Origin of the sequence: Desulfosarcina sp. (assembly GCF_041551955.1) — a bacterium.
Taxonomy (GTDB): Bacteria; Desulfobacterota; Desulfobacteria; order Desulfobacterales; family Desulfosarcinaceae; genus Desulfosarcina.
In genome coordinates this window covers 1-21105 of record NZ_JBFELV010000013.1, presented here as the reverse complement: position 1 = coordinate 21105, position 21105 = coordinate 1, and the positions used below count along the sequence as shown (strand labels likewise).

Here is a 21105-nt window from a genome sequence, read left to right as displayed (position 1 = left end):
TCAGATCATACGGTGAGTTTTGGTGACCGCAGGAGATAGGCCAAGACGATGCCGACCATAAAGCCGGTGGCCAGGTTTGACGCCAGGGTGATGCCCAGGATGATCACCACCACGAACATTTCCTTGCGCTCCTTGATGTCCAAGACCGTCAGGGCCAGTTGGCTGCCGGCAAACAGGAGCAGCACGCCGAGGATGGCCATGGGTATCAGGTTGAACAGGTCCAGGATGCGGTTGCCCAGCAGCAGGGTGAGCAGGATGAAGATGGCCCCGATGATCAGGTTGGAGCCGGCAGTTCGGGCGCCGAAGCGATAATGGGCGGCCAGGCCGCCGGCGCCGTGGCACAGGGGCATGCCGCCGAGCAGTGCGCTGAGGAAATTTCCCAAGGCCATGCTCAGGCACAGTGCTTTGCCCGTCACCCGCCGGGCGGCGGTGCCGAAATAGTTGATGGACAGGTCCATCTCGGCGATCACCGCATTACCGATGGTCATGGGCATCTGGGGCAACACCAGCGCCAGCATGGCAAAGGTGAAATCCGGGCCTTCGGGAAAGCCCAGGGGCAGGATGCGTGGCAGATATAGTCCCGGACGGATGTCTCCCAGCCCCTGACGGGTCCCCATCAACAAGCCGATGAGAATTCCCATGCCCACAATCATGAGCCCGGCCGGCGTCCGTTTGTTGTCCAGCAGCAGCAGGGTGAGGACCGCGCCGATGATTCCGATGACGATACCGACGGGGATCGGGCCTATCTGCTGGGCAGCCAAGTAGGGTTCCGCCATCTGGTGCAGCACCTGAAGCTTGGCCTTGCCGATCATGAACTTGATCCCTTCGGCCATGAGCAGGGTCCCCGTGGACAGCTGCACCCCCCGGATGACCGCCTTGGGCGTGTATTTGCCGATGAGGGCGATGGCCCCGGTGGCGCCGATGATCAGCAGGCAGGCGCCCATGAGAATCCCCGAGGCCATGATCTGATGGGGGCTCATGGCCGTGGCGATGGCATAGGCCCCGATGACCTTCATAGGCTCCACCGGTGTGGTGATGCCAAAGTAAAGTCCTGTGAAGATGTAGAAGAGACCCACCGACAAAAACAGTCCTGACGGATCCAGTCCGTTGACCAGGATCATGCCGATGGCCAGAGGCAAAACGGTTCCCAGGTCCCCCAAAGACCCGGCAAGTTCCATCCGATTGAACCTAAGCGGCAGAGGCATTATTTTTTCTCCCTGAAGCGCTGATCCGACTTGAGGGAGGCCGACCGCTCCTGAGACTGTTCCAGCCATCCGGCGCGGGCATCGCTGCGCATGTCAAAGGTGGGGACATAGGGTTTGATGTCCAGCAACGGGGTTCCGTCCAGCATGTCCACATCCAGGACGTGAAGGATGCAGCCGTCGATCCGGTCCAGCCGCACGATGGACAAGCCGATGGGATTGGGGCGTCGCGGGGCGCGCGTGGAGAAAAGGCCACGCTCCACCGTGTCCAGAAAGGGCTTGACCGTCAGGCTGTACCCTTTGGAGAGATGGAAATGGTAAAGCAGGATTAGATGGGAAAACCCGTTCAGATCAGCCAACCCCTCTTCATACTGGGCGTCCAGAACCAGCTGGCCGGGCACATTGGTTGCGCCGGAAGGCTGGATGGGCATGCCGGCGATGTCCGTAAACGGGGTTTGGATGATGCCAATCGCAGTAAACGAAATTCTCATGTCAACCCTCCGGAATGGGTGGTGGCGTAGCGGGAACGATTCCCCGGCTCAAATCGGTGCGCCAGGTGCACGCCGTGAAAAGAACCGTTCCCGCGGCCATGACCAGTGCACCGAGAACAAAGGCATGCCGGAGTTGGAACCAATCCATCATCACTCCGGCCATCAACGAACCGACCAGCATGCCCAGGCTGTGGGCGACGGTGAGCAGCGCCATCACCGACCCCATGGCCTCGTTGCGGCTGCCTTGCAGAACGGCGGCCGCCATCAACGCCGGCATGGCGATGCCTCCGCCGATGCCGAAGACCACGCTGGCCCAGAACATGTCCTTAAACCCATTGGCATGCGTAAAGGTATAGACAGCGCCGGTGACCACCAGGCCGCCCAGGATGATCATGGATTTCCGATTCAATCGGTCCGCCAGCCATCCCATGGGTACCTGCACCACGCCGCTGACCAGGACCCCCAGCATCACCAGGATGCCGATGCCCGATGCCGAGACGGAAAATTCCATGTCGGCAAACACCGGCAGAAAACCCCAGATGATGCCGATGCATGCCGTATAAGCCAGGCGGAAAAAAAAAAGACCGGCGATGGTCCGGTCAACTAATAATTGCGACCATGCCAGCGGCGCCAGTCCCTTTTTAACCACCCGCTCTTCGGCGGTGGGGGGGAGAAAGACCAGGCTCAGTACGAATCCGACAAGGGACAAGGCGCCCATGCAGACGAAGGCCCCGTTGAGGCTGAAGCGATCCTTGATCACACCGCCGATCAGCGGACCGGCGCTCAGGCCGATGAACAGGGACATGTTGAACAGTCCCATGACCCACCCTTCCTTGCCTCTGGGCGTGATGTCCCCCACATAAGCCTGCACCACGGGCATGATCATGGCCGAGGTGATTCCCTGAACAAAACGGATGACGATCAGAGACTCCACACCGGTGAAGAGAATGAAGGCCGCCGATATCACGGCGTAAGAGAAAAGTCCCGCGACGATGAACGGCTTGCGCCCCTTTTTGTCGGACCGGCGGCCGAAGTAGGGCAGGAAAAACGTCCGGGAGAGGGAGAAGGCGCCGAAGATCAGTCCGATGTACAATCCGCTGGCCCCCAAGTCATGGGCGTAGACCGGCAGCAGCGGCACCACGATGCCGACCCCGGTGACGGCCGCAAAAATGGAGAAGAAGAGGGTCCCGAAGATTTTGCGGTCGTTGGCGTTCATGGATGAAGGCGGTCTTTCCTTGTCAATGCCGGTAAAAAATGGGATAAACGTTTGCATTCATATGGGGAATTATTTGTTTCAGCCCCTATCCACTTGATGAACTCCTAACAAGTCGGATTTCCGGCGGTTTCGTAAAAAGGTCGAGATCAAGGCTTGCGAACCCCGAGGAATGAGGCGTACTTACGGTACGCCGCAGTGACGAGGGATGAAGCGTAACACAGATATCGGGCTTTTTACGGAACTGCCCCACTTAACAACGAGGATAACGGCATGGACAAATACCAGACCCTGATAAAAAAAGCAAAAAAAGGATTCGAGACGCTCGACCTTCCCGAAAGCTTTAAGACCGATGCCCTGGATCGGCTGAAGGCCTGGCTGACCGATGAGATGTTTGCCGCCTACGTGCCCCAGATCGACCATCTCATCGGGTCCGGGCAATGGGAATTTTTGCTGGACTCCTTTTACCAGGTGATTCCCTTCGGCACCGGTGGGCGGCGGGGATTGGTGGGCATCGGCCCCAACCGCATCAACCCCTGGACCATCCAAGCATCGGCCCAGGGCCACAGCCAATACCTGATCAAGGCCCACGGCGAGTCCGCCAAACATCGGGGCCTGGTGCTGGCCTATGATGTGCGCCGGTTTACGGACACCGGTCGCTACGCTGCGAATCGGCCCAACCCGGTCGATAATTTGGACTGCCGACAGCTGGCCGAAGCGGCGGCCCAGGTATACGTAGCCAACGGTATCAAGGTCTACCTGTTCGACAGCACCCGCAGCACCCCGGAACTCTCCTTTGCCATCCGCCACCTGAAGGCTGTTTCCGGATGCATGTTTTCGGCCAGCCACAACCTGCCCACGGACAATGGGAAAAAAGTATACGACCAGTACGGCGGCCAGCTTATCCCGCCCCATGACCAAGATCTGGTGGACGAAGTGACCGGCCATGTTTTGGCCATTCAGACCATGGATCTGGACGCAGCGGGCCAAAACGGACTGCTGGTGATTATTGGCCGTGAGGTGGACGATGCCTACCATGACGCTGTGGCCGCGCTTCAACTCAGCGACGCCAGAGGCGTCAAGATTCTTTACAGTCCCTTGCACGGCACCGGGGTGACTTCCGTCTATCCGGTGCTCAAAGGCATGGGCTTCGACATTCACCTGGACCCGGCCACGGCCAACCTTAGCGGTGCCTTTGAACATGTCACCTTCAACATCCCCAACCCGGAGGTGATTCAGTCATTCGACGCGGCCCTGCCCAATGCTGACGCCATCGCTGCGGATGTGATCATGAGCACCGACCCGGATGCCGACCGCATCGGCATCATGGTGCGGCACGGCGGGGCGTGGAAATTTCTCAACGGCAACGAGATCGGCATCGTTTTGTCCGAGTACGCCATTGACCAGTATCGTAAAAAAGGGTGGTTGAAAAAAAATAATGTGATCATCAAGACCGAGGTGACCTCGTCTCTCATCGACACCATCGCCGCCGAAAACGGCATCCAGTGCATCGGCGACCTGCTGGTGGGATTCAAATACATCGGCGAACGCATGAATCGGCTGGAGGCGGATGGCCGCCAAGGGGATTTTATCCTGGGCACCGAGGAGAGCCACGGTTTTCTCATGGGCAACTATGCCCGCGACAAGGATGCCGCCGGCGCCGCTGTTTGGCTGGCCGAGCTGGTCTCGCAACTCAAGGCCGATGGGCGGACGCTGGTGGATTTCCTGAACGGCATCTACGCCAAGTACGGGTACTGCCACAACTATCTCCCTGAAATCCGGCTGTTGGGCGCCAAGGGCATCGGCCGCATCAAAACGATTATGAACCATTTAAGGAAGAATGAGATTCCGGCGGTGGGCGACTTCAAGGTGGCCGAAAAGATCGATCGATGGAAAGGCGACCCTCAGCCCCACCTGTCGAGAACCGACACCTCGTCGCGCAACGTGCTGATCCTGAAACTGGCGGACCTGCCCGAAACACGCAGCATTCGCATCACGGTGCGTCCTTCGTGCACCGAACCTAAATTCAAGATCTACATCGAAGTGCTCGGCCGGCCATTCGACGTGTCGGCCATCGAAACGGCCCAGGCCCAGATCGTGGAGATTCAGGAACGGCTGGAGCGTGCCTTCATGGCTTATTGTTACGGGATCCTGGGGGTGGATTTCCCCGAGCGGGGATTCCTGCTTTTCTGGCAGCTGCCCTTGGACGACAAAATGAAATATTTTGAAATCGAGGAGCAGATTGCCGGGTTGAAGACCGTCCCCGACCTCAACGCACGCCAGGGCCAGCTGGACGATTTGCTGGCCTTCCTGGGCGCCAACCCTGTGCAGAAGGTCGACCGGGCCTTTGCCGCCCGCTACGGCAGCGGAATGATCACCTATCTGGAACTGGATGATAAATAGATCGTGGGTTAGGGGCGATATCATGCCCCGGCTGGGATGCCAGCCCCGGATAAAAGACCCGTTCGATGGCCGGGCGAGCCTCCAGAAAACGGGCGATGGTTGGGGTGCTATCGTTTTGCGGGCCAATACTGCGATGCCGATACTGGGCCACATGACAACTACCACCGGTATTTTGACCCAAGACGCGCATTGAATTTTTTTCCTGGTTGCTTTCCCTGCGGCACGATTTTTTTTGATTGACGGTAAGAAAAAACTTGCACTTTTTGACGGCTTAAATTAAATCCGCCCAGTTTTTTGATGTCACGGTCGCTCTGGCGGCATTTTCCCAACTGCCATGTCTAACCATAGGGGGGCCCGATGGATGAAAAGAGAGGCGACTTCGCATGAGGTGATATGTCCGATAGACCCAACCACCCGCAAGAAAATCTGGCCCGAACATCACGACCGTCCTCTATTTGGTGCGCCGGCAGACCACTTTGTTGAAAGAGACGGGGTCCAATTTGCCGGAACCCATCTCATCATCGATTTCTGGGGAGCCAAAAAACTCGACGACTTGCAGCTCATGGAGCGTGCATTGCGCGAGTGCGTGATAAAATGCGGCGCCACCCTGCTGCACATCCACCTGCATCATTTCACGCCAAACGGCGGCATTTCCGGTGTAACCGTGCTTGCCGAATCCCACATCAGCGTTCACACATGGCCGGAGCGTGAATTCGCCGCCTTTGACGTGTTTATGTGCGGGAATGCCAGGCCCGAAGAGGCCATCTGCGTGTTAAAGCGTGCCTTTTCACCAAAAACGATCACTATTACTGAGAACTTAAGGGGGCTCCGGGGCCAAGCCTAAATCGAACCCTCCGCGGCCTGCCGCGGGGAGGGTTCACCGTGAGGATAAACAACGGGTTGCAGTTGATTTTGCTCAGGGCGTCCGCCGGGGTTGAAGGGCGATAATACGCGTGACGGAAAGCGACCGGATTCCCCGCCCCAGGGACGGCGTGTCAGGGGCATGCGGAAGCTCTGATACCTGCGCGAAGATATTGCGGATCAGCCGGTCGTCGCGATAGATGCCAAAGGTGATTCGTTTCACCTGCTGCGGGGTGAGATGACTGAATGCCGATTTGGTAATCCAGATGGCACCCCCATGGGCGATGGCGGAGAGATGGAAGGCCTGGTCCGCCGCCCCGCCGGGGAGCATGAAGGCCATGCTGGCGGTCGGATCCTCCTCCTGGAGATGGTCCCTTCCACTGCTGATGCCGATGTTCAGACGGATATCGGCAAACCATTCGTCATCCGCTTTCAGTGCTGCTTCGATTTTACGCATCTTGTCTCTGAGCTCAACGGCACAGCAGATGGCATCGTAAGCGGGATCCGTGTCCCCATGCCGGGGAATGATGTATTGCACGTCAGTGCCGCTGCGTTTGGCGCGGTGTCCGCCGTAGGAGGCCAGAACGCGATCGCTCTCGTCCCAGATGCGGGTCATGATCTGAAAATAGGTTTCCGGCAGTAGGGTATCGACGATGCTTCGGGAATCATCCAGCCTGGCCGAAATGACGCTGAAGGGCGTTTTTCCGGAGGCGGCATCGGCATCGGTTGGCGAGGCGGGATAGGGCTCGCCAGCCGAGTCGATGAGATGTCCCTCCCGCCAGCGATCTTGACCCAAAAAGAAGAGTGTTCCTTCCGCCAGGGCCACCCCATAAATTCGCATATCCTTAATCCGGCCATCGTCATTCTCAAGATGAATCGGGCAACTATCGATAGGACCGCCCTTTGCCCCATCGGAGGTGGGTTCGTTCACAGGATATGCTTCTTCCAGGTTCAGTGAAACCGTCGGCGCCAGCCTGCTGAAGGTGTCCGTTGGCGTGGTCTCCTGCAAGAATCGATAGATAAAGGAAAACAGGGGCTGCCAATTGAAAACCAATTCTTTCAGAGAGGCACGCAGCATGATGTCGAAAACCGTTCCAGATGGATCGTCGCTTAATTCATTCCTGATGGCTCTGGACAGCCGATCGCTCTGATCCACGTTGATCCAGCCGATGCGAAAATCGGCGTTGACCAGAAATGCGGAGGCCGCGAAGGTGTCGGCGGGCAGGCGAAAGTCCGCTAATGTGGCTTTCTGGGGTTCTTTTTCCCTTGAAGGCGCATCGTGCTGCAGCTTCGGCAGTGGTTGCTCCTGGGTTAATGGTTCGCCTTCCGCCGCTTCCCGCAATTCAGCAGCAATGGTCTCTACGGAATGGCCTTCGTCTCTGAGTAGCTTCAGCATGGCGACGTGCCCTAGCACGGACCTTGAAAAGTAACTTTTTTTCCGGGCGCCGTCGCGACCGACGGGTGAGACCCGCATCATCGATTTGGGCAACACCCTCAATTGAATGAAACGGATCAGGTCCCTCTTGGAGATACCGGTTTGCTCGATCACCTCTTCTCCGGACAACCAGGCTGCGCCAGCTGGATCCAGCGTCTCTTTATCGGAATACAGTGGTTTAGCGTTCTGGGCCATGTATACGTCTGTCCGGGCTGACACCTTGTTCTCCATTTCATTCCCATACCAAGTGGAAGCACCCGTCCTTCGATATACAATATTCGTGCCGGTCTCTTAACATTGACGGTTTTTGCAAGATCAGTGGCTCTTTTTTCAGTCGCCAAGGCGTATCGACCCCTTTCGTCGATGCCTGCCGAATCCCTTTTGACGTTAATATTGTTGCCTATCGTCGAAAATCTGGCGCAATGATTCGGCTGAGGATTTTTCCCGCATGGGGTGCTTGACATGCATCTACCAGGGATCGAATACGGCAGGGGGGGGGCAAACTATTTCCTTTTACTCCTATCTGTTCCCCAGGATTGAGAAATTATTTTCCCAACGTTGGCCTGGGCGTGCACGTGGTTCACTCGTGGGCAGGGGGTGGGCCATTGCGGTAAACGGGAACCAGCGGGATTTTAATCTTTGCGATGGTCTGGCGCCGTTCAAATTCGATCAGATAGTCCTGGCTGGCGGGGTCGGCGATCGGAATCAGCAACAGGGGGCATAGAAATCGGCAGCGCCGTTTGAAAAAGCGTTTTCGCTGGATTTCGTCCCGTTGAACGATGCCCATGATGCTGAACTCACCGTCCGCTGTTGCCATGATGCGCAACAGGCGATGATCCAGGCGAATGGCCCTGATGAACCGGTCCATGACGTTAAATGAGAATTTGAAGACCAGCCGGCTGATCCGCTCTCGGAATCCGCTAAGAAAAAACCGTTCCATGCGCAGATTGTTAAAAAGGACGACCAGGGACAACGTGGTGGTCACATCTCCCTCAGCATGGACTTGCCGATTGAAGGGAAGGTAGTGCAGGGACTGGGTGGCTTCAGGCGAGCCGGCGATGATTACTGCTTCATGGAATTGCGCCGTGTCAGGCGGGATGATCCGCTCAATATCCCGAATCAAACGCCCGGCGAGGTTGGATACCTTGATCCGGTCAAGGGTCTTGATATAGGATTTTGGCTTTTTCATGGGCGTTTGGGGAACATTTCCCTATTGGAGCCAATTAGTTTCCGACCAGAAATCAGGTATTCTGGTCGAGACCAAGGGGTGCGAAAAATTTTACCCGAGGCGCCTTGAAAGAAGTGTCCTTTGGGTGCATATAGCTGAGATCCTTAGGATAAAATTTTCGCGCAACGCTGAGATCGCGCAAAGCAACCCATTGTGAATGAGCAACCGTTAGGTCGCTTCGCCTTTACCCGCTTGGGCCTGCACCACCGTGATGGCGATCAAGTCCACCACGCTCTCCACCTCCGAATTGCGCTGCAGCACGTTAAACGGTCGATCGATGCCCATCAGCAGAGGTCCCACCACCTTGGCCCCGCCTAGCCGGTTCATCAGTTTGTAGGCAATGTTGCCCGATGCCAGGTCCGGAAATATCAGGACATTGGCGGCCCGTCCCATGCGGTTGAACGCAAAATCACTGTCAAGGATACTTGCTGTGACTGCCGTATCGGCCTGCATCTCACCGTCAATCACCAGGTCGGGTTTTTTCTCTCTCACCCGATCAACGGCTCGAGCGACCCTGCGTGTATCTTCATTGCGCACACTGCCGAAATTCGAGTAGGAGAGCATGGCCACCCGTGGCACCATATCGAAAAACTCAGCCATCTCACCGGCCAGAATGGCGGTTTCCGCCAAATCCGATGCATCCGGGTGGACATTGACCGTCGCATCGGCGAAAAGCAGGGTGCGATTTTTCAGAATTACCAGGTATAGCCCGGAAACACGCGCTACGCCCGGACGTCGGGGAATCACCTGAAGCACCGGCCGGATGGCATTGGGGTAGGACTGGGCGATTCCATGAACTTGCCCGTCCACCAGGCCCTCCCGTACCAGCATGGCCCCAAAAACATAAGGATGGTTCAATTGCGACTGGGTTTCGGCCAGGGACCAGCCTTTGCGACGACGCAGGCGATAGAGCGCATCGGTAAATGCAGCCATATGGGGGTTGCGGCGGAGATTCAGGATCTCGATACCGTCTAAAGCCACGTGAAGCGATTCGGCTTGGGAACGTATGGCTGCCGGATCCCCCAGCAGCAGTGGGCGGGCAATACCCTCCTTGGCCACGTGATGGGCGGCCCGGATGATCACGGGGTGTTCCCCCTCGGGCAGCACGATCCGCCGCGGATTCAGTTGCGCCCGAAAGATGATCTTGCGCATGATTTCCCGTTCGGGTCCCAGACTGGCCTCCAAACGCTGCAGATAGACCGCCTGCTCGGGAAGCGATGTACGGGCGACGCCGCTGTCCACCGCCGCCTGGGCCACGGCCGGCACCACCTTGAGCAGGACGCGGGTATCCAGCGGTTTGGGAACGATGTAGTCGGGGCCGAACCGGATGGGCTTGCCGCCATAGGCGCGGATCACGGCGTCGGGCACATCCTCGCGGGCCAGTTCGGCGAGGGCATGGACGGCGGCGATTTTCATGGCTTCGTTGATTTCAGTGGCCCGCACGTCCAATGCACCACGAAAAATATAGGGGAATCCCAGCACGTTGTTGACCTGGTTGGGAAAATCAGAACGGCCGGTGGCGACGATGGCGTCCGGCCGTGCCGCCTTGGCCTCATGGTAGTCGATTTCCGAATCCGGGTTGGCCAGGGCAAAGACGATGGGATTCGGGTTCATCCGTTGCAGCAATTCCGGGGAGAAGGCGTCTTTGACCGACAACCCCACGAGCATGTCTGCACCCGCTACCGCGTCCGCCAGGGTTCGCGCGTCCGTGTCACAGGCCATTTTCATTTTGTAAGGGTTCATGCCGGCCGTGCGTCCCTGAAATATCACCCCGCCGGAATCCAGCATGACCAGGTTGCCCGGGGCGACCCCCAGTTGGACGTACAGTTTGCCGCAGGCGATCCCTGCCGCCCCAGCCCCGTTGATGACCACCCGCAGGTCTTTTATGTCCCGATCGGTCAGCGTCAGGGCATTCAACATGGCTGCTGCTGAAATGATGGCCGTACCGTGCTGGTCGTCGTGAAACACCGGGATGGACATCTGCGCATTCAGTTGTTCTTCGATGTAAAAACAGTCCGGCGCCTTGATGTCTTCCAAATTAATGCCGCCGAAGGTGGGCTCCATCAACTTGACGGTGTGGATGAAGTCATCCGGATCGGTGGTATTCACTTCGATGTCGAACACATCGATGTTGGCAAACCGTTTGAACAGGACGGCCTTGCCCTCCATGACCGGTTTGCCGGCCAGGGGGCCGATATGGCCTAATCCCAGCACGGCCGTGCCGTTGGTGATCACTGCAATCAGATTCCCCCGGTTGGTATAGTCGTAGGACGTGTCCGGGTTGTCCTTGATCTTCAGGCAGGGCGCCGCCACACCAGGGGTATAAGCCAGGCTGAGGTCGGTTTGGCTGAAAAAAGGCTTGGTGGGGACCACTTCGGTTTTCCCCGGACGGGGTTCGCGGTGATAGCGCAGGGACGCTTCATCGTAGGTCGACATTCATAGCCTCCTTGGCCCGCGGCGCGGTCAGCGAAGCGGCATCATCGGATCGTACTGTGCTTCAAACCGGGTGATATCGGCCTCATATTGCAGGGTCAGGTCAATATTGTCCAGCCCGTTTAGCAACTGCTCCTTGGCCGCGTTGTCAATTTCAAAAGTGAATACGCGTGGTGACGGTGCATGAAAGACGATTCGCTGGGCGGGCAGGTCCGCGGTTGCCGTCAATCCGGTATGTACGGTCAGCATGTGGAATATTTCATCCACATCCGCTTCCGACAATTCGATGGCCAGCATGCCATTTTTGGTGGTGTTATTTTTAAAAATATCGGCAAAAGCGGGCAGCCGTTTTCCGTCCACCACTTTCCAGGGGGCGACGACGACCCGGTACCCGTCCTGGACGAGGGCCCAGACGGCATGCTCACGGCTGGAACCGCAGCCGAAGTTGTTGCGCGTCACCAAAATGGAGCGCCCTTCGAAGCGCGGCTGATTGAGTTCGAAGTCCATATTCAGCTTGCCATCGGGCAGATAACGCCAGTCAAAAAAGGCACTCGGTCCGTAGCCGGTCCGTTTGATCGATTTTAAAAACTGCTTGGGAATGATGGCGTCGGTATCTACATTGGCCCGGTTCAGCGTGGCCACGAGGCCGGTGTGTTGGGTAAAGGGGGTCATGGGATTTCCTTAAAATGATCTGTTTGTCTTTAGAAGTTTTAAACAACGGGTTCAAGGGGTCGAGGATTCCAGGGGTCAAGTGTCTGTTTCCTGAAAACCATAGGGTCGATTTGGAAGTCCAAATTAAACCTAAAAGAATTCCGCCGGCCACATGGTGCTATATAATCCTGGCCCTTTCACTTGAACCCCTGGCTCCTCGAATCCTTCAGCGCTCAGTCACGCCTTGGGTCGTGATCCTTGAGGGAAGAATCATTCGAGTCCGCCTCACTGCCATCGGCGAATGTCGACGAACCTTCCGGCGACCGCTGCGGCTGCCGCCATTTCAGGGCTGACCAGATGGGTGCGTCCGCCTTTGCCCTGACGGCCTTCAAAGTTGCGGTTGGAGGTGGAGGCGCAGCGCTGTTTGGGCTTCAGTTGATCGGGGTTCATGCCCAGGCACATGCTGCATCCGGCATAGCGCCACTGCCCGCCGGCAGCCTTGAATATGCGGTCCAATCCTTCGGCCTCGGCCTGCAGGCGCACCTGTTGGGACCCGGGAACCACCAGCAGTTCCACGTTTTGCGCTTTCTTGCGTCCATCCAAAATGGCGGCCGCCTGCCGTAGATCTTCGATGCGGGAATTGGTGCAACTGCCGATAAAGACAACATCCAGGGGCACGTCGGTGAGCTTTACTCCGGGTGATAGCCCCATGTAGTCCAGGGCGTTATTTACATCCGACGGGCTGTAGCCCCTGGCGTTGTCAGGCGAGGGTACCGGCTGGTCCACATCCACCACCATGCCGGGGTTGGTCCCCCAGGTGACCTGGGGTGCGATACGGCTGGTGTCGATGGTCAGGGTTTGGTCGAACGTCGCATCCGCATCACTGGGCAGGCTGCGCCAGTGGGCCAATGCCTTGTCCAGGGCCTCGCCGGTGGGTGCATAGGGGCGCTCCCGGCCAGTGATATAACCGATAGTGGTGTCATCGGGGGCGATCATACCGGCGCGAGCACCGGCTTCGATGCTCATGTTGCACATGGTCATGCGTCCTTCCATGGAGAGGGCACGGACCGCCTCACCGCCATACTCCAGCACATGCCCTGAGCCGCCGGCGGTACCCATGATGCCGATCATTTTAAGCACCATATCTTTGGACGAGATATGCGGTCCGGGACGGCCGGTAAATTCCACGTAATAGGAGCGGGGTTTTTTCTGCACCAGTGTCTGGGTGATCAGGACGTGCTCCACCTCGGAGGTGCCGATGCCGAAGGCCAGCGCGCCGAAGGCGCCGTGGGTGGACGTGTGGGAATCACCGCATACGATGGTCAGGCCCGGCAGGGTAATCCCCATCTCCGGACCGATGACATGTACGATACCCTGATGATCATCGCCCAACCCGAACAGCGTGACACCGTAGTCTGCGCAATTTTGCTGCAGGGCATCCACTTGGGCTTTGGAAATGGGGTCCTTGATTACCAGGCGGTCCTCGGTGGTGGGCACGTTGTGATCCATGGTCGAAAAGGTCAGGCTCGGCTGCCGAATCTTTCGACCGGCCTGCCGCAAGCCTTCAAATGCCTGGGGGCTGGTCACCTCGTGCACCAGGTGGCGATCGATGTAGAGCAAGCAAGAGCCATCCGGCAGTTCTCGCACCACGTGGGGTGCCCATATTTTTTCGAACAATGTTTTTCCCATGGGATGATCTTTCTGTTGTAAGGGGTGTTTTTTTTACATGCTTTTTGGGGCTCTGATCCCTTCAATCGAGGTCTTCAATCTATTAAAATGGCCCCATGGCCGTTGAAAGTCAAGGCAATGGAACGCCCAATTACTTGCCTTTTTACAAAGACAGGTTATTTTTCCTGGATACGGCGGGCGATCGATCGATGGACGACTGGCCTCTGGGCGGCGTGCATGATTGGCGCGATGGCCGAACCCAAACGAACATTGCATTCATACCCCGCACCTCAACCCGGCACCCGCGGGAACTGCCTGGTCATCACACAGAAGGGAAATGCACCTATGAAAGGCACGGAACTGGTCCTTAAAGCCTTGATCGACAATGGCGTGAAATTTATTTTTGGCTACACCGGCGGTGCCATCATGCCCATCTTCGACGAAATGGAAAAACAAAAATCATTGTCATTCATCATGTCGCGGCATGAGCAGGGGGCTGCCTTCATGGCCCAGGGCATATCGCGCGCCTCCCTGTCCACATCGCATCCACGGACCGGTGTCTGCATGGCGACCTCCGGTCCCGGTGCCATGAACCTGGTCACCGGCATCGCCGATGCCAACATGGACTCGGTGCCGGTGCTGGCCATCACCGGCCAGGTCCCCACCGGGGTCATCGCAACCGATGCGTTCCAGGAGAGCGATGTGGTCGGGGTGATGATGCCGCTGACCAAACAGACCTATATGCCGCTCAGCGTGGATGAGATCGAACCCACGATTCATGAGGCCATGTATGTGGCTTCAAGCGGCCGTGGCGGACCGGTGGTCGTCGACATCCCCAAGGATGTCCAGCTGCAGGAGACAGAGAGTGTCTGTGAATTTGATGCCCGTTCCTGTGAGCCGCAGTTGCCCGGTTTTTTCTACCGACCGTCGGTGGATATGGACAAGTTGAAGCAGGCCGTCGGGTTGATCAACAAGAGTGAGCGGCCTATCATCCTTTGCGGCCATGGCGTCATTTCCAGCAATACCGGCCCGCAACTGCAGGCCTTTGCAGAGCGGGCAAATATTCCGGTGGCCTTTACCCTGCACGGACTCTCGGCGCTGCCGGTGGACCATCGTATGAGCCTGGGCATGGTGGGCATGCACGGAACTGTGGAAGCCAACCGTGCCCTGATGAATGCCGATCTGATCATTTCATTGGGCATGCGGTTCGATGACCGGGTGACCGGCAACCTGAAAGATTTCGCCCGTGAAGCAGCGGTGATCCATGTGGAGATCGATCCTTCCGAGATCGACAAGAATGTGAAGACATCCGTGGCCCTCAATACAGACGTGGCCCAGGCGCTCAATCTTCTGCACCGGGACCCTGCCCTGGTCTCTAAGCCGAGGACCCGGTGGCTATCTCAAATCGATGCCTTTCGCCTGGAAATTGCCGACCAGATTCAAAAAGAGATCGATGCGGGAATCGGCCGTGAGGGGCAATTGTTGGTAAAGACCATTACCAGCCGGTTGTCCCGCCTGACCCAGGGAAAGGACATCATTGTGGGTGACGTGGGGCAGCACCAAATGATTCTGGCCCGTTTTTACAACTTTCAGACCCTCAACAGCTGGTTTACCTCCGGCGGTGCCGGAACCATGGGATGCGCCCTGCCCATGTCCATCGGCGTGAAGCTGGCCAGGCCGGATGAACGGGTTTGGTCGGTGAGCGGCGATGGCGGGTTCCAGATGAACATCCAGGAACTGGGAACGATCATGGAGCATGATATCGATGTCAAGATTGTGCTCATGAATAACGGATACCTGGGAATGGTCCGCCAATGGCAGACCTTGTTTTACGACGGCCGTTATGCCGGTACACCCATGAAAAACCCTGATTACGGCGCCATCGCCGGTGCCTACGGGATCCCCTACTTGAAGGTTTCCAGTCTGGACCAGGTGGACGATGCGATTCAAACGGCGGCCGACCACAAAGGGCCGTTTATGCTGGAGTTTATATGTGACCCCAGCGAGATCATTCTGCCCATGGTACCGGCCGGCGGCGGTTATAAAGAGATGATCGTCTCCATAGATTAAACAACCCTTTCAGCGCATCCTTATATTGGGAGGATCTGATGACAACCACTGCCCTCATGAAGAGGCGGGCCATTCTGGCTTTTATGCTGGACCGGCCGGGCGTGCTCAACAAAATCGCCATGCTGATCCGCCGCAAAATGTACAACGTCGAAACCCTGACGGTATGCAAGACCAACCAGCCCGGCACCAGCCGTATGACCATCACGCTGCGAGAAGACAGTGACGAAAAAATGCGTCAGGTCATCAAGCAGATCGAGAAAAGCACCGAGGTGATTTCCGCCAGAGAGCTGGATGTGGATGAAAGCTTCTGGCGGGAGGTGGCCATCGTCAAATTTGAAGCCGATGAGGATCGGATGGAAGTGTTGAAAAGAACGTACTCATTTGAAATCCTCGATCGCCAGAATCATGAACTGTTCATCGTCCAGGTCACCGGCACATCTCTTTCTATCGATGAATTTTTACAGGATGTCGGAGCTGACAGAATCGTCGAAGTGGCGAGGTCGGGGTTTACGGCGATGGAAAAGTAAAAAAAGATTCAAGGGGTCGAGGGTTCAAGGATCCAAGTGTATCTCCTTGGAGACTTTGGAGTCGGGGGGCCATAAGAGCAGTGGACGCATCGCCATAAAAGGAGCAGTCATGACTGAGAAATTGAACAAATATAGTTCGCGGATCACCGAGCCCAAATCCCAGGGTGCATCCCAGGCGATGCTGTATGGCATCGGGATGAGCGATGCAGATATGAAAAAAGCCCAGGTAGGTATCAGCAGCGTTTGGTACGAAGGCAACACCTGCAATATGCATCTGAATGACCTGGCCGCCAGGGTGAAGGAGGGAGTGGAGGCGGCCGGCCTGGTCGGTCTTCGCTTCAACACCGTCGGGGTCAGCGACGGCATTTCCATGGGTACCGAGGGCATGAGCTACTCCCTGCCGTCCCGGGACCTGATTGCCGACTCCATCGAGACGGTGATGCGCGCCCAGTGGTATGACGCCAACATCTCCCTGCCGGGATGCGACAAGAATATGCCCGGCTGCCTGATCGCCATGGCCCGGGTGAACCGACCTGCGCTGATGGTATACGGGGGCACCATTCGGGCCGGTCTGCTGGATGGCGACAAGCTGGATATCGTCTCGGCCTTTCAAAGCTACGGTGAATATATGGCCGGCACCATCGATGAACAGCGCCGTCAGGCGATTGTCAAGAAGAGCTGCCCGGGTGCCGGGGCCTGCGGCGGCATGTACACCGCCAACACCATGGCGTCCGCCATCGAAGCCATGGGCATGTCGCTGCCCTTCAGCGCCAGCCGGCCGGCCGAGTCCGACCAGAAAAAAGATGAGTGCCGCCGGGCGGGTGAGGCGATCCTGCACCTGCTGAAAGCGGACATCAAACCGCGGGATATCATGACCCGGGAGGCCTTTGAAAATGCGCTGGTCGTCCTGACGGTCCTGGGCGGGTCGACCAATGCGGTGCTGCACCTGATTGCCATGGCGCGGGCCGTGGACATTCCCTTGTCCATCGATGATTTTCAGCGGGTGAGCGACCGGGTGCCGCTGCTGGCGGACATGAAGCCCAGCGGCAAATACGTCCAGGAGGACCTGGACCGTATCGGCGGCATCCCGGCACTGATGAAGGTCCTGCTAGACAAGGGGCTGATCGACGGCCGCTGCCTGACCGTCACCGGCCGGACCGTGGCCGAGAACCTGAAGGATGTGGACGGATTCGAGCCGGGCCAGCGAATCGTGCGCCCCCTGGAAGATCCCATCCACCCCACCGGTCACATCCAGATCCTGCGGGGCAACCTGGCTCCAGACGGTGCGGTGGCCAAAATCACCGGAAAGGAAGGCGTCGCTTTCAGCGGACGGGCCAATGTGTTCGATTCCGAAGAGGCGATGCTGACGGCTCTGGAAGCGGGGCGGATCGTCAAAGGCGATGTGGTGGTGATCCGCTATGAAGGCCCCAAAGGCGGCCCGGGCATGCCCGAGATGCTGACCCCCACCTCGGCGATCATGGGGGCCGGTCTCGGAAAAGAGGTGGCCCTGATCACCGACGGCCGCTTTTCGGGCGGTTCCCACGGGTTCATCGTGGGGCATATCACCCCCGAAGCCCAGGAAGGCGGTCCCCTTGCCCTGGTTCAAACCGGCGACACCATTACCATTGACACGGCAACCCACACCATCGACGTCGACATCGACCCTGCGGAGATGTCGCGCCGGCGCAAGCGCTGGACGGCGCCGCCCTACAAAGTCTCCCGCGGGATCCTTTTCAAATACATCAAAACCGTTCGCTCGGCGTCGGAAGGGTGTGTCACCGACGCATAATGTGCCCTTCCAGAAACGGCATCTTTCGGCCCTGGCCGGCGTTCTCACTCAGCTTAGCACGCAGTGAAGCTTCAGCGCTATCCTCGACGTAGCGCCGCTACGCCTTCGGTTCAAGCATCGCTGCGGCCTTTGCCAGGACCAAAATCGACCCTTTCTGGAAGCGCACGGCCATGGCGATAAGATGTTTTAAACAGGCTCCCTACTCAAGAACAAGGGTCACATGATCCCGGTCACGATCAAGGCGGCTGTGACTAGCGCTATCGCGATTCGGTAGTAGCCGAAAACAGCCAGTCCATGGCGATTCAGATAGGCCACCATCCACTTGACCGATACAACAGCTGAAATAAAGGCAAACAGCAGGCCGATGGCGATGGGTATGGCCTCGAAAGTCTGCAACATCATCTGACCATACTTAAGGGCGTCATAGGCTGTTGCCGCCCCCAGGGTGACCACGCCCAGCAGGAAACTATACTCCACGGCAGCCGAGAGCGACAGCCCCATAACCAACCCGCCCACGATGGTCACCAGGCTGCGGCTGACCCCCGGCCACATGGCGATACACTGGGCAAAACCGACCACCAGCGCCATGCGCCAGGTCAATTCCTCAAGTACCAGACCTTGATGAACCGGCCCGCGGGTGTTGCGCTTGTACCAACCCACCGCCAGGATGGCTACGCCGCCCACGAACCAGGCGGCCACCACCGGCCATATCCCGAAGAGGTAGGCTTTGATGCTTTTGTTGAACAGCAGACCGATGACGGCTGCGGGGATAAAGCCGGCCGCCACATTGGCCAGCAGCCGGCTTCCGTTCGGATCCCTTCCCAGCAGGCCTTGCAGCATTTGTCTGACACGTCTGAAATAGAGCCCCAGGACGGCAATAATGGCGCCTGCCTGAATACAGATGGTGTAGGCATCGGCCGCGTCTCTGGTGCGTTGCCTCTCCGCCGACGATGCGGATGGGGATTCACCAATGCCCATCATCCGCCCTGCCAGAAGCAAGTGGCCGGTCGAACTGACCGGCAGATATTCGGTCAGGCCTTCGACCACGCCCAGGATTATCGCTTGACCGACCGTCATTGCCGGTGTGTCCTGTCCGGCAACGGTTGTGGACAGGTTTCGATCACCAATGGTTGCGCCGGCAGTCCAGGCGAACAGCAAGAGGACAATTCCCGTCAGTGTGATCCACATCGATTTTCCCACGCGCATTTCCGTTCCTTTTCGACAGCGCCGCCGTGCAGTTGGGTGATGCCGGTTTGGTCCCTAATTCTTGTGCAGCATCACCCCCTGATGCCTTCGTAAAAAAATCGCATTTCCGACGGCATCGTAAAAAGCCTTAGATCAAGGCTTGCGAAGAACGAGGAATGAGGCGTACTGACGGTACGCCGCAGTGACGAGGGATGAAGCATAACGCAGATATCGGGCTTTTTACGATGCCGTCAACCCTTGATTACACAAATTGGCCTCAACCTGGCCACTTTTTTAGAAAGCCCCGCCCCGTGGACGGCGTCGACCACCTCATCGATGTCCTTGTAGGCGTCGGGCATCTCTTCGGCCAGGGTGCTGCGGCCGGTCCACTTGACCAGGATGCCCTTGTCGGCCAGTTCGCGCTGAATGGACCGCCCCTTGCTCCGCTTTTTGGCGGCCGTGCGGCTGAGCACCCGTCCGGCACCGTGGCAGGTGGATCCGAAACTCTGGTCCATGGCAGTTTGGGTACCGGCCATGACATAGGATGCGGTGCCCATGTCGCCGGGAATCAGGATCGGCTGACCGATCTGCCGGTAGGCCTGGCAAATGTCCGGGTGACCCGGGGGAAAGGCCCGGGTGGCCCCTTTGCGGTGCACGCAGACCGTCCGCAACTGGCCGTCTACCGTGTGTTCCTCCCGTTTGGCGATGTTGTGGCAGATGTCGTACACCTGGTGCATGGCCAGTTCCCGCGGGCCGATGCCCAGCACCTGCTGGAAGGTTTCCCTGGCCCGGTGCAAGAGGATCTGGCGGTTGGCCCAGGCGTAGTTGGCCGCGCAGGCCATGGCGGCAAAGTAGCGACGGCCGGCCTCTGATCGGATCATGGCACAGGCCAGCTGGCGGTCGGGCAGTTGAATGCCCAGCGTTTTGACGTGTTTGGCCATGAAGGCCAGCGAGTCATCGCAGACCTGGTAACCCAGACCACGGGAGCCCGAGTGCAGCAGTACCGTCACTTGATTGTGGAACAGGCCGAAGGTATGGGCCGCCGCCTCATCGAAAATTTCATCGACCACGCCGACTTCCAGAAAATGGTTGCCCGACCCTAAGGTGCCCAGTTGTTTGGCGCCTCGCGCCAGGGCCCGTTCACTGATCACGGATGGATCGGCCTGGTCCATACAGCCGCCGTCTTCTGTACGCTCCACGTCCGACCCTTCGCCGAAGCCGTGACGAACCGCCCAGCGACCACCTTCACGCAGCACCTTCATCTCCTCTTTGGCGGACAGCTTGACCGACCCGGTGGAGCCCACGCCCGACGGGATGTTCTGGAACAGGGCTTCCACCAGCCGCTCCAATGCGGGGCGGACCTCTTTTTCCTCCAGGCCGGTGCCGGCCAGGCGCACGCCGCAGTTGATGTCGTATCCCACGCCGCCCGGTGAGATGACGCCGCTGTCCCAGTCGAAGGCGGCCACGCCGCCGATGGGAAAACCGTATCCCCAGTGCATGTCGGGCATAGCCATGGCAGCCTTGAGAATGCCGGGCAGCGAAGCCACGTTGGCCACCTGTTTAAGGGCTTCCTCTTCACGCAATTTGTCGGCCATTCGGCTGCTCATGAAGATTCGGCCGGGCACGTTCATCGATCCGGATTTAGGTATTTCGTAACAATAGGGGCTGATTTTTTTTAATTCCATATCGACCTCCCGGAGAGGTACACATCTATGTACGCAAGCGACAACGTGAGCACACAGCCTTGGGCCACAAGATGCCACTTCAGTTACCTAAACATCGAACACCACCATGGCTTGCCAGCCGTTTGTCGTCCGGCTGACCTCGATTTGATGATACGTCACCGCCTTGATTTCGTGAAGAATCTCATGGCGACCGGGCTGATAGCGGTCGGTAGATACCCTGGCGGAGACGCTGGTGTCAGAGATGAGAACCATCTCGATATCTTT

Annotated in this window: 16 protein-coding genes and 2 pseudogenes; 5 read left to right on the top strand and 13 right to left on the bottom strand. The window is 57.9% G+C overall.

All coding sequences use genetic code 11. The annotated features are described in order from the left end of the window. Positions 1–5 precede the first annotated feature (5 nt). The 3 genes from ABYV26_RS02125 to ABYV26_RS02115 are packed head-to-tail and all read right to left on the bottom strand — an operon-like array spanning position 6 to position 2909. Positions 6–1205, bottom strand: coding sequence for a putative sulfate/molybdate transporter (locus tag ABYV26_RS02125; RefSeq protein WP_372677718.1), 1200 nt, complete (start codon positions 1203–1205; stop codon positions 6–8). Continuing rightward, complete coding sequence (gene tsaA / locus ABYV26_RS02120; protein ID WP_372677716.1) at positions 1205–1693, bottom strand: tRNA (N6-threonylcarbamoyladenosine(37)-N6)-methyltransferase TrmO; 489 nt, start codon at positions 1691–1693, stop codon at positions 1205–1207. Before tsaA ends, ABYV26_RS02125 begins: the two co-directional genes overlap by 1 nt. 1 nt (position 1694) lies before the next feature. Further along, positions 1695–2909: an MFS transporter gene (locus ABYV26_RS02115; protein ID WP_372677714.1), complete on the bottom strand. Its 1215-nt coding sequence runs from the start codon at positions 2907–2909 to the stop codon at positions 1695–1697. A 270-nt stretch (positions 2910–3179) separates the two neighbouring features. Between ABYV26_RS02115 and ABYV26_RS02110 the strand changes: the two genes are divergently transcribed. Then, the gene (locus ABYV26_RS02110; RefSeq protein ID WP_372677712.1) at positions 3180–5309 is read left to right on the top strand and encodes a phospho-sugar mutase; all 2130 of its coding nucleotides are present in this window, start codon (positions 3180–3182) and stop codon (positions 5307–5309) included. Here the strand turns inward: ABYV26_RS02110 and ABYV26_RS02105 are convergent. Beyond that, complete coding sequence (locus tag ABYV26_RS02105; protein ID WP_372677710.1) at positions 5281–5499, bottom strand: PLP-dependent transferase; 219 nt, start codon at positions 5497–5499, stop codon at positions 5281–5283. The genes ABYV26_RS02110 and ABYV26_RS02105 overlap by 29 nt on opposite strands. A 171-nt stretch (positions 5500–5670) precedes the next feature. Between ABYV26_RS02105 and speD the strand changes: the two genes are divergently transcribed. Then, on the top strand, positions 5671–6153 hold the full coding sequence (gene speD / locus ABYV26_RS02100) for an adenosylmethionine decarboxylase (RefSeq protein ID WP_372677708.1): 483 nt from the start codon (positions 5671–5673) through the stop codon (positions 6151–6153). Positions 6154–6225: 72 nt separating this feature from the next. Here the strand turns inward: speD and ABYV26_RS02095 are convergent, their stop codons facing one another. From ABYV26_RS02095 to leuC, 6 genes and pseudogenes are all read right to left on the bottom strand, one after another. Continuing rightward, positions 6226–7824 carry a hypothetical protein gene (locus ABYV26_RS02095; RefSeq protein WP_372677706.1) on the bottom strand — a complete coding sequence of 533 codons (1599 nt, stop codon included), beginning with the start codon at positions 7822–7824 and terminating at the stop codon, positions 6226–6228. A 361-nt stretch (positions 7825–8185) separates the two neighbouring features. Next, positions 8186–8794: a hypothetical protein gene (locus tag ABYV26_RS02090; RefSeq protein WP_372677704.1), complete on the bottom strand. Its 609-nt coding sequence runs from the start codon at positions 8792–8794 to the stop codon at positions 8186–8188. A gap of 207 nt (positions 8795–9001) precedes the next feature. Continuing rightward, a pseudogene (locus ABYV26_RS02085) lies at positions 9002–9976 on the bottom strand (phosphate acyltransferase); the annotation flags it as partial. 18 nt (positions 9977–9994) lie between these two features. Continuing rightward, positions 9995–11269 (bottom strand): annotated as a pseudogene (locus ABYV26_RS02080) (malic enzyme-like NAD(P)-binding protein); the annotation flags it as partial. A gap of 27 nt (positions 11270–11296) precedes the next feature. Then, complete coding sequence (gene leuD / locus ABYV26_RS02075) at positions 11297–11938, bottom strand: 3-isopropylmalate dehydratase small subunit (RefSeq protein ID WP_372677702.1); 642 nt, start codon at positions 11936–11938, stop codon at positions 11297–11299. A gap of 264 nt (positions 11939–12202) precedes the next feature. Beyond that, the gene (gene leuC, locus ABYV26_RS02070) at positions 12203–13606 is read right to left on the bottom strand and encodes a 3-isopropylmalate dehydratase large subunit (RefSeq protein WP_372677700.1); all 1404 of its coding nucleotides are present in this window, start codon (positions 13604–13606) and stop codon (positions 12203–12205) included. Between the two features lie 324 nt (positions 13607–13930). On the opposite strand from leuC, the gene ilvB reads away from it, so the two are divergent. The 3 genes from ilvB to ilvD all read left to right on the top strand — a co-directional run bounded on the left by ilvB (position 13931) and on the right by ilvD (position 17971). Then, the gene (gene ilvB / locus ABYV26_RS02065; RefSeq protein ID WP_372677698.1) at positions 13931–15655 is read left to right on the top strand and encodes a biosynthetic-type acetolactate synthase large subunit; all 1725 of its coding nucleotides are present in this window, start codon (positions 13931–13933) and stop codon (positions 15653–15655) included. Between the two features lie 38 nt (positions 15656–15693). Further along, the gene (ilvN, locus tag ABYV26_RS02060) at positions 15694–16182 is read left to right on the top strand and encodes an acetolactate synthase small subunit (RefSeq protein ID WP_372677696.1); all 489 of its coding nucleotides are present in this window, start codon (positions 15694–15696) and stop codon (positions 16180–16182) included. A 109-nt stretch (positions 16183–16291) separates the two neighbouring features. Continuing rightward, positions 16292–17971 carry a dihydroxy-acid dehydratase gene (gene ilvD, locus ABYV26_RS02055; RefSeq protein WP_372677694.1) on the top strand — a complete coding sequence of 560 codons (1680 nt, stop codon included), beginning with the start codon at positions 16292–16294 and terminating at the stop codon, positions 17969–17971. A gap of 216 nt (positions 17972–18187) precedes the next feature. Here the strand turns inward: ilvD and ABYV26_RS02050 are convergent, their stop codons facing one another. From ABYV26_RS02050 to ABYV26_RS02040, 3 genes are all read right to left on the bottom strand, one after another. Next, positions 18188–19159: an undecaprenyl-diphosphate phosphatase gene (locus tag ABYV26_RS02050; protein ID WP_372677692.1), complete on the bottom strand. Its 972-nt coding sequence runs from the start codon at positions 19157–19159 to the stop codon at positions 18188–18190. A 248-nt stretch (positions 19160–19407) separates the two neighbouring features. Beyond that, a complete protein-coding gene (locus ABYV26_RS02045; protein WP_372677690.1) occupies positions 19408–20841 on the bottom strand; it encodes an RtcB family protein in 1434 nt (477 codons plus the stop codon). Positions 20842–20928: 87 nt separating this feature from the next. Further along, positions 20929–21093, bottom strand: coding sequence for an archease (locus tag ABYV26_RS02040; RefSeq protein ID WP_372677732.1), 165 nt, complete (start codon positions 21091–21093; stop codon positions 20929–20931). Between the last annotated feature and the right edge of the window lie 12 nt (positions 21094–21105).

Excerpts from the sequence above, each read along its gene's own strand:
- ilvB (WP_372677698.1), top strand. The coding sequence starts at position 13,931 with ATGAAAGGCACGGAACTGGTCCTTAAAGCCTTGATCGACAATGGCGTG.
- ABYV26_RS02040 (WP_372677732.1), bottom strand. The coding sequence starts at position 21,093 with ATGGTTCTCATCTCTGACACCAGCGTCTCCGCCAGGGTATCTACCGAC.
- ilvD (WP_372677694.1), top strand. The coding sequence starts at position 16,292 with ATGACTGAGAAATTGAACAAATATAGTTCGCGGATCACCGAGCCCAAA.
- ABYV26_RS02105 (WP_372677710.1), bottom strand. The coding sequence starts at position 5,499 with ATGCGCGTCTTGGGTCAAAATACCGGTGGTAGTTGTCATGTGGCCCAG.
- leuD (WP_372677702.1), bottom strand. The coding sequence starts at position 11,938 with ATGACCCCCTTTACCCAACACACCGGCCTCGTGGCCACGCTGAACCGG.
- tsaA (WP_372677716.1), bottom strand. The coding sequence starts at position 1,693 with ATGAGAATTTCGTTTACTGCGATTGGCATCATCCAAACCCCGTTTACG.
- ABYV26_RS02050 (WP_372677692.1), bottom strand. The coding sequence starts at position 19,159 with ATGTGGATCACACTGACGGGAATTGTCCTCTTGCTGTTCGCCTGGACT.
- ilvN (WP_372677696.1), top strand. The coding sequence starts at position 15,694 with ATGACAACCACTGCCCTCATGAAGAGGCGGGCCATTCTGGCTTTTATG.
- ABYV26_RS02115 (WP_372677714.1), bottom strand. The coding sequence starts at position 2,909 with ATGAACGCCAACGACCGCAAAATCTTCGGGACCCTCTTCTTCTCCATT.
- ABYV26_RS02045 (WP_372677690.1), bottom strand. The coding sequence starts at position 20,841 with ATGGAATTAAAAAAAATCAGCCCCTATTGTTACGAAATACCTAAATCC.
- speD (WP_372677708.1), top strand. The coding sequence starts at position 5,671 with ATGAAAAGAGAGGCGACTTCGCATGAGGTGATATGTCCGATAGACCCA.
- ABYV26_RS02125 (WP_372677718.1), bottom strand. The coding sequence starts at position 1,205 with ATGCCTCTGCCGCTTAGGTTCAATCGGATGGAACTTGCCGGGTCTTTG.
- leuC (WP_372677700.1), bottom strand. The coding sequence starts at position 13,606 with ATGGGAAAAACATTGTTCGAAAAAATATGGGCACCCCACGTGGTGCGA.
- ABYV26_RS02110 (WP_372677712.1), top strand. The coding sequence starts at position 3,180 with ATGGACAAATACCAGACCCTGATAAAAAAAGCAAAAAAAGGATTCGAG.
- ABYV26_RS02090 (WP_372677704.1), bottom strand. The coding sequence starts at position 8,794 with ATGAAAAAGCCAAAATCCTATATCAAGACCCTTGACCGGATCAAGGTA.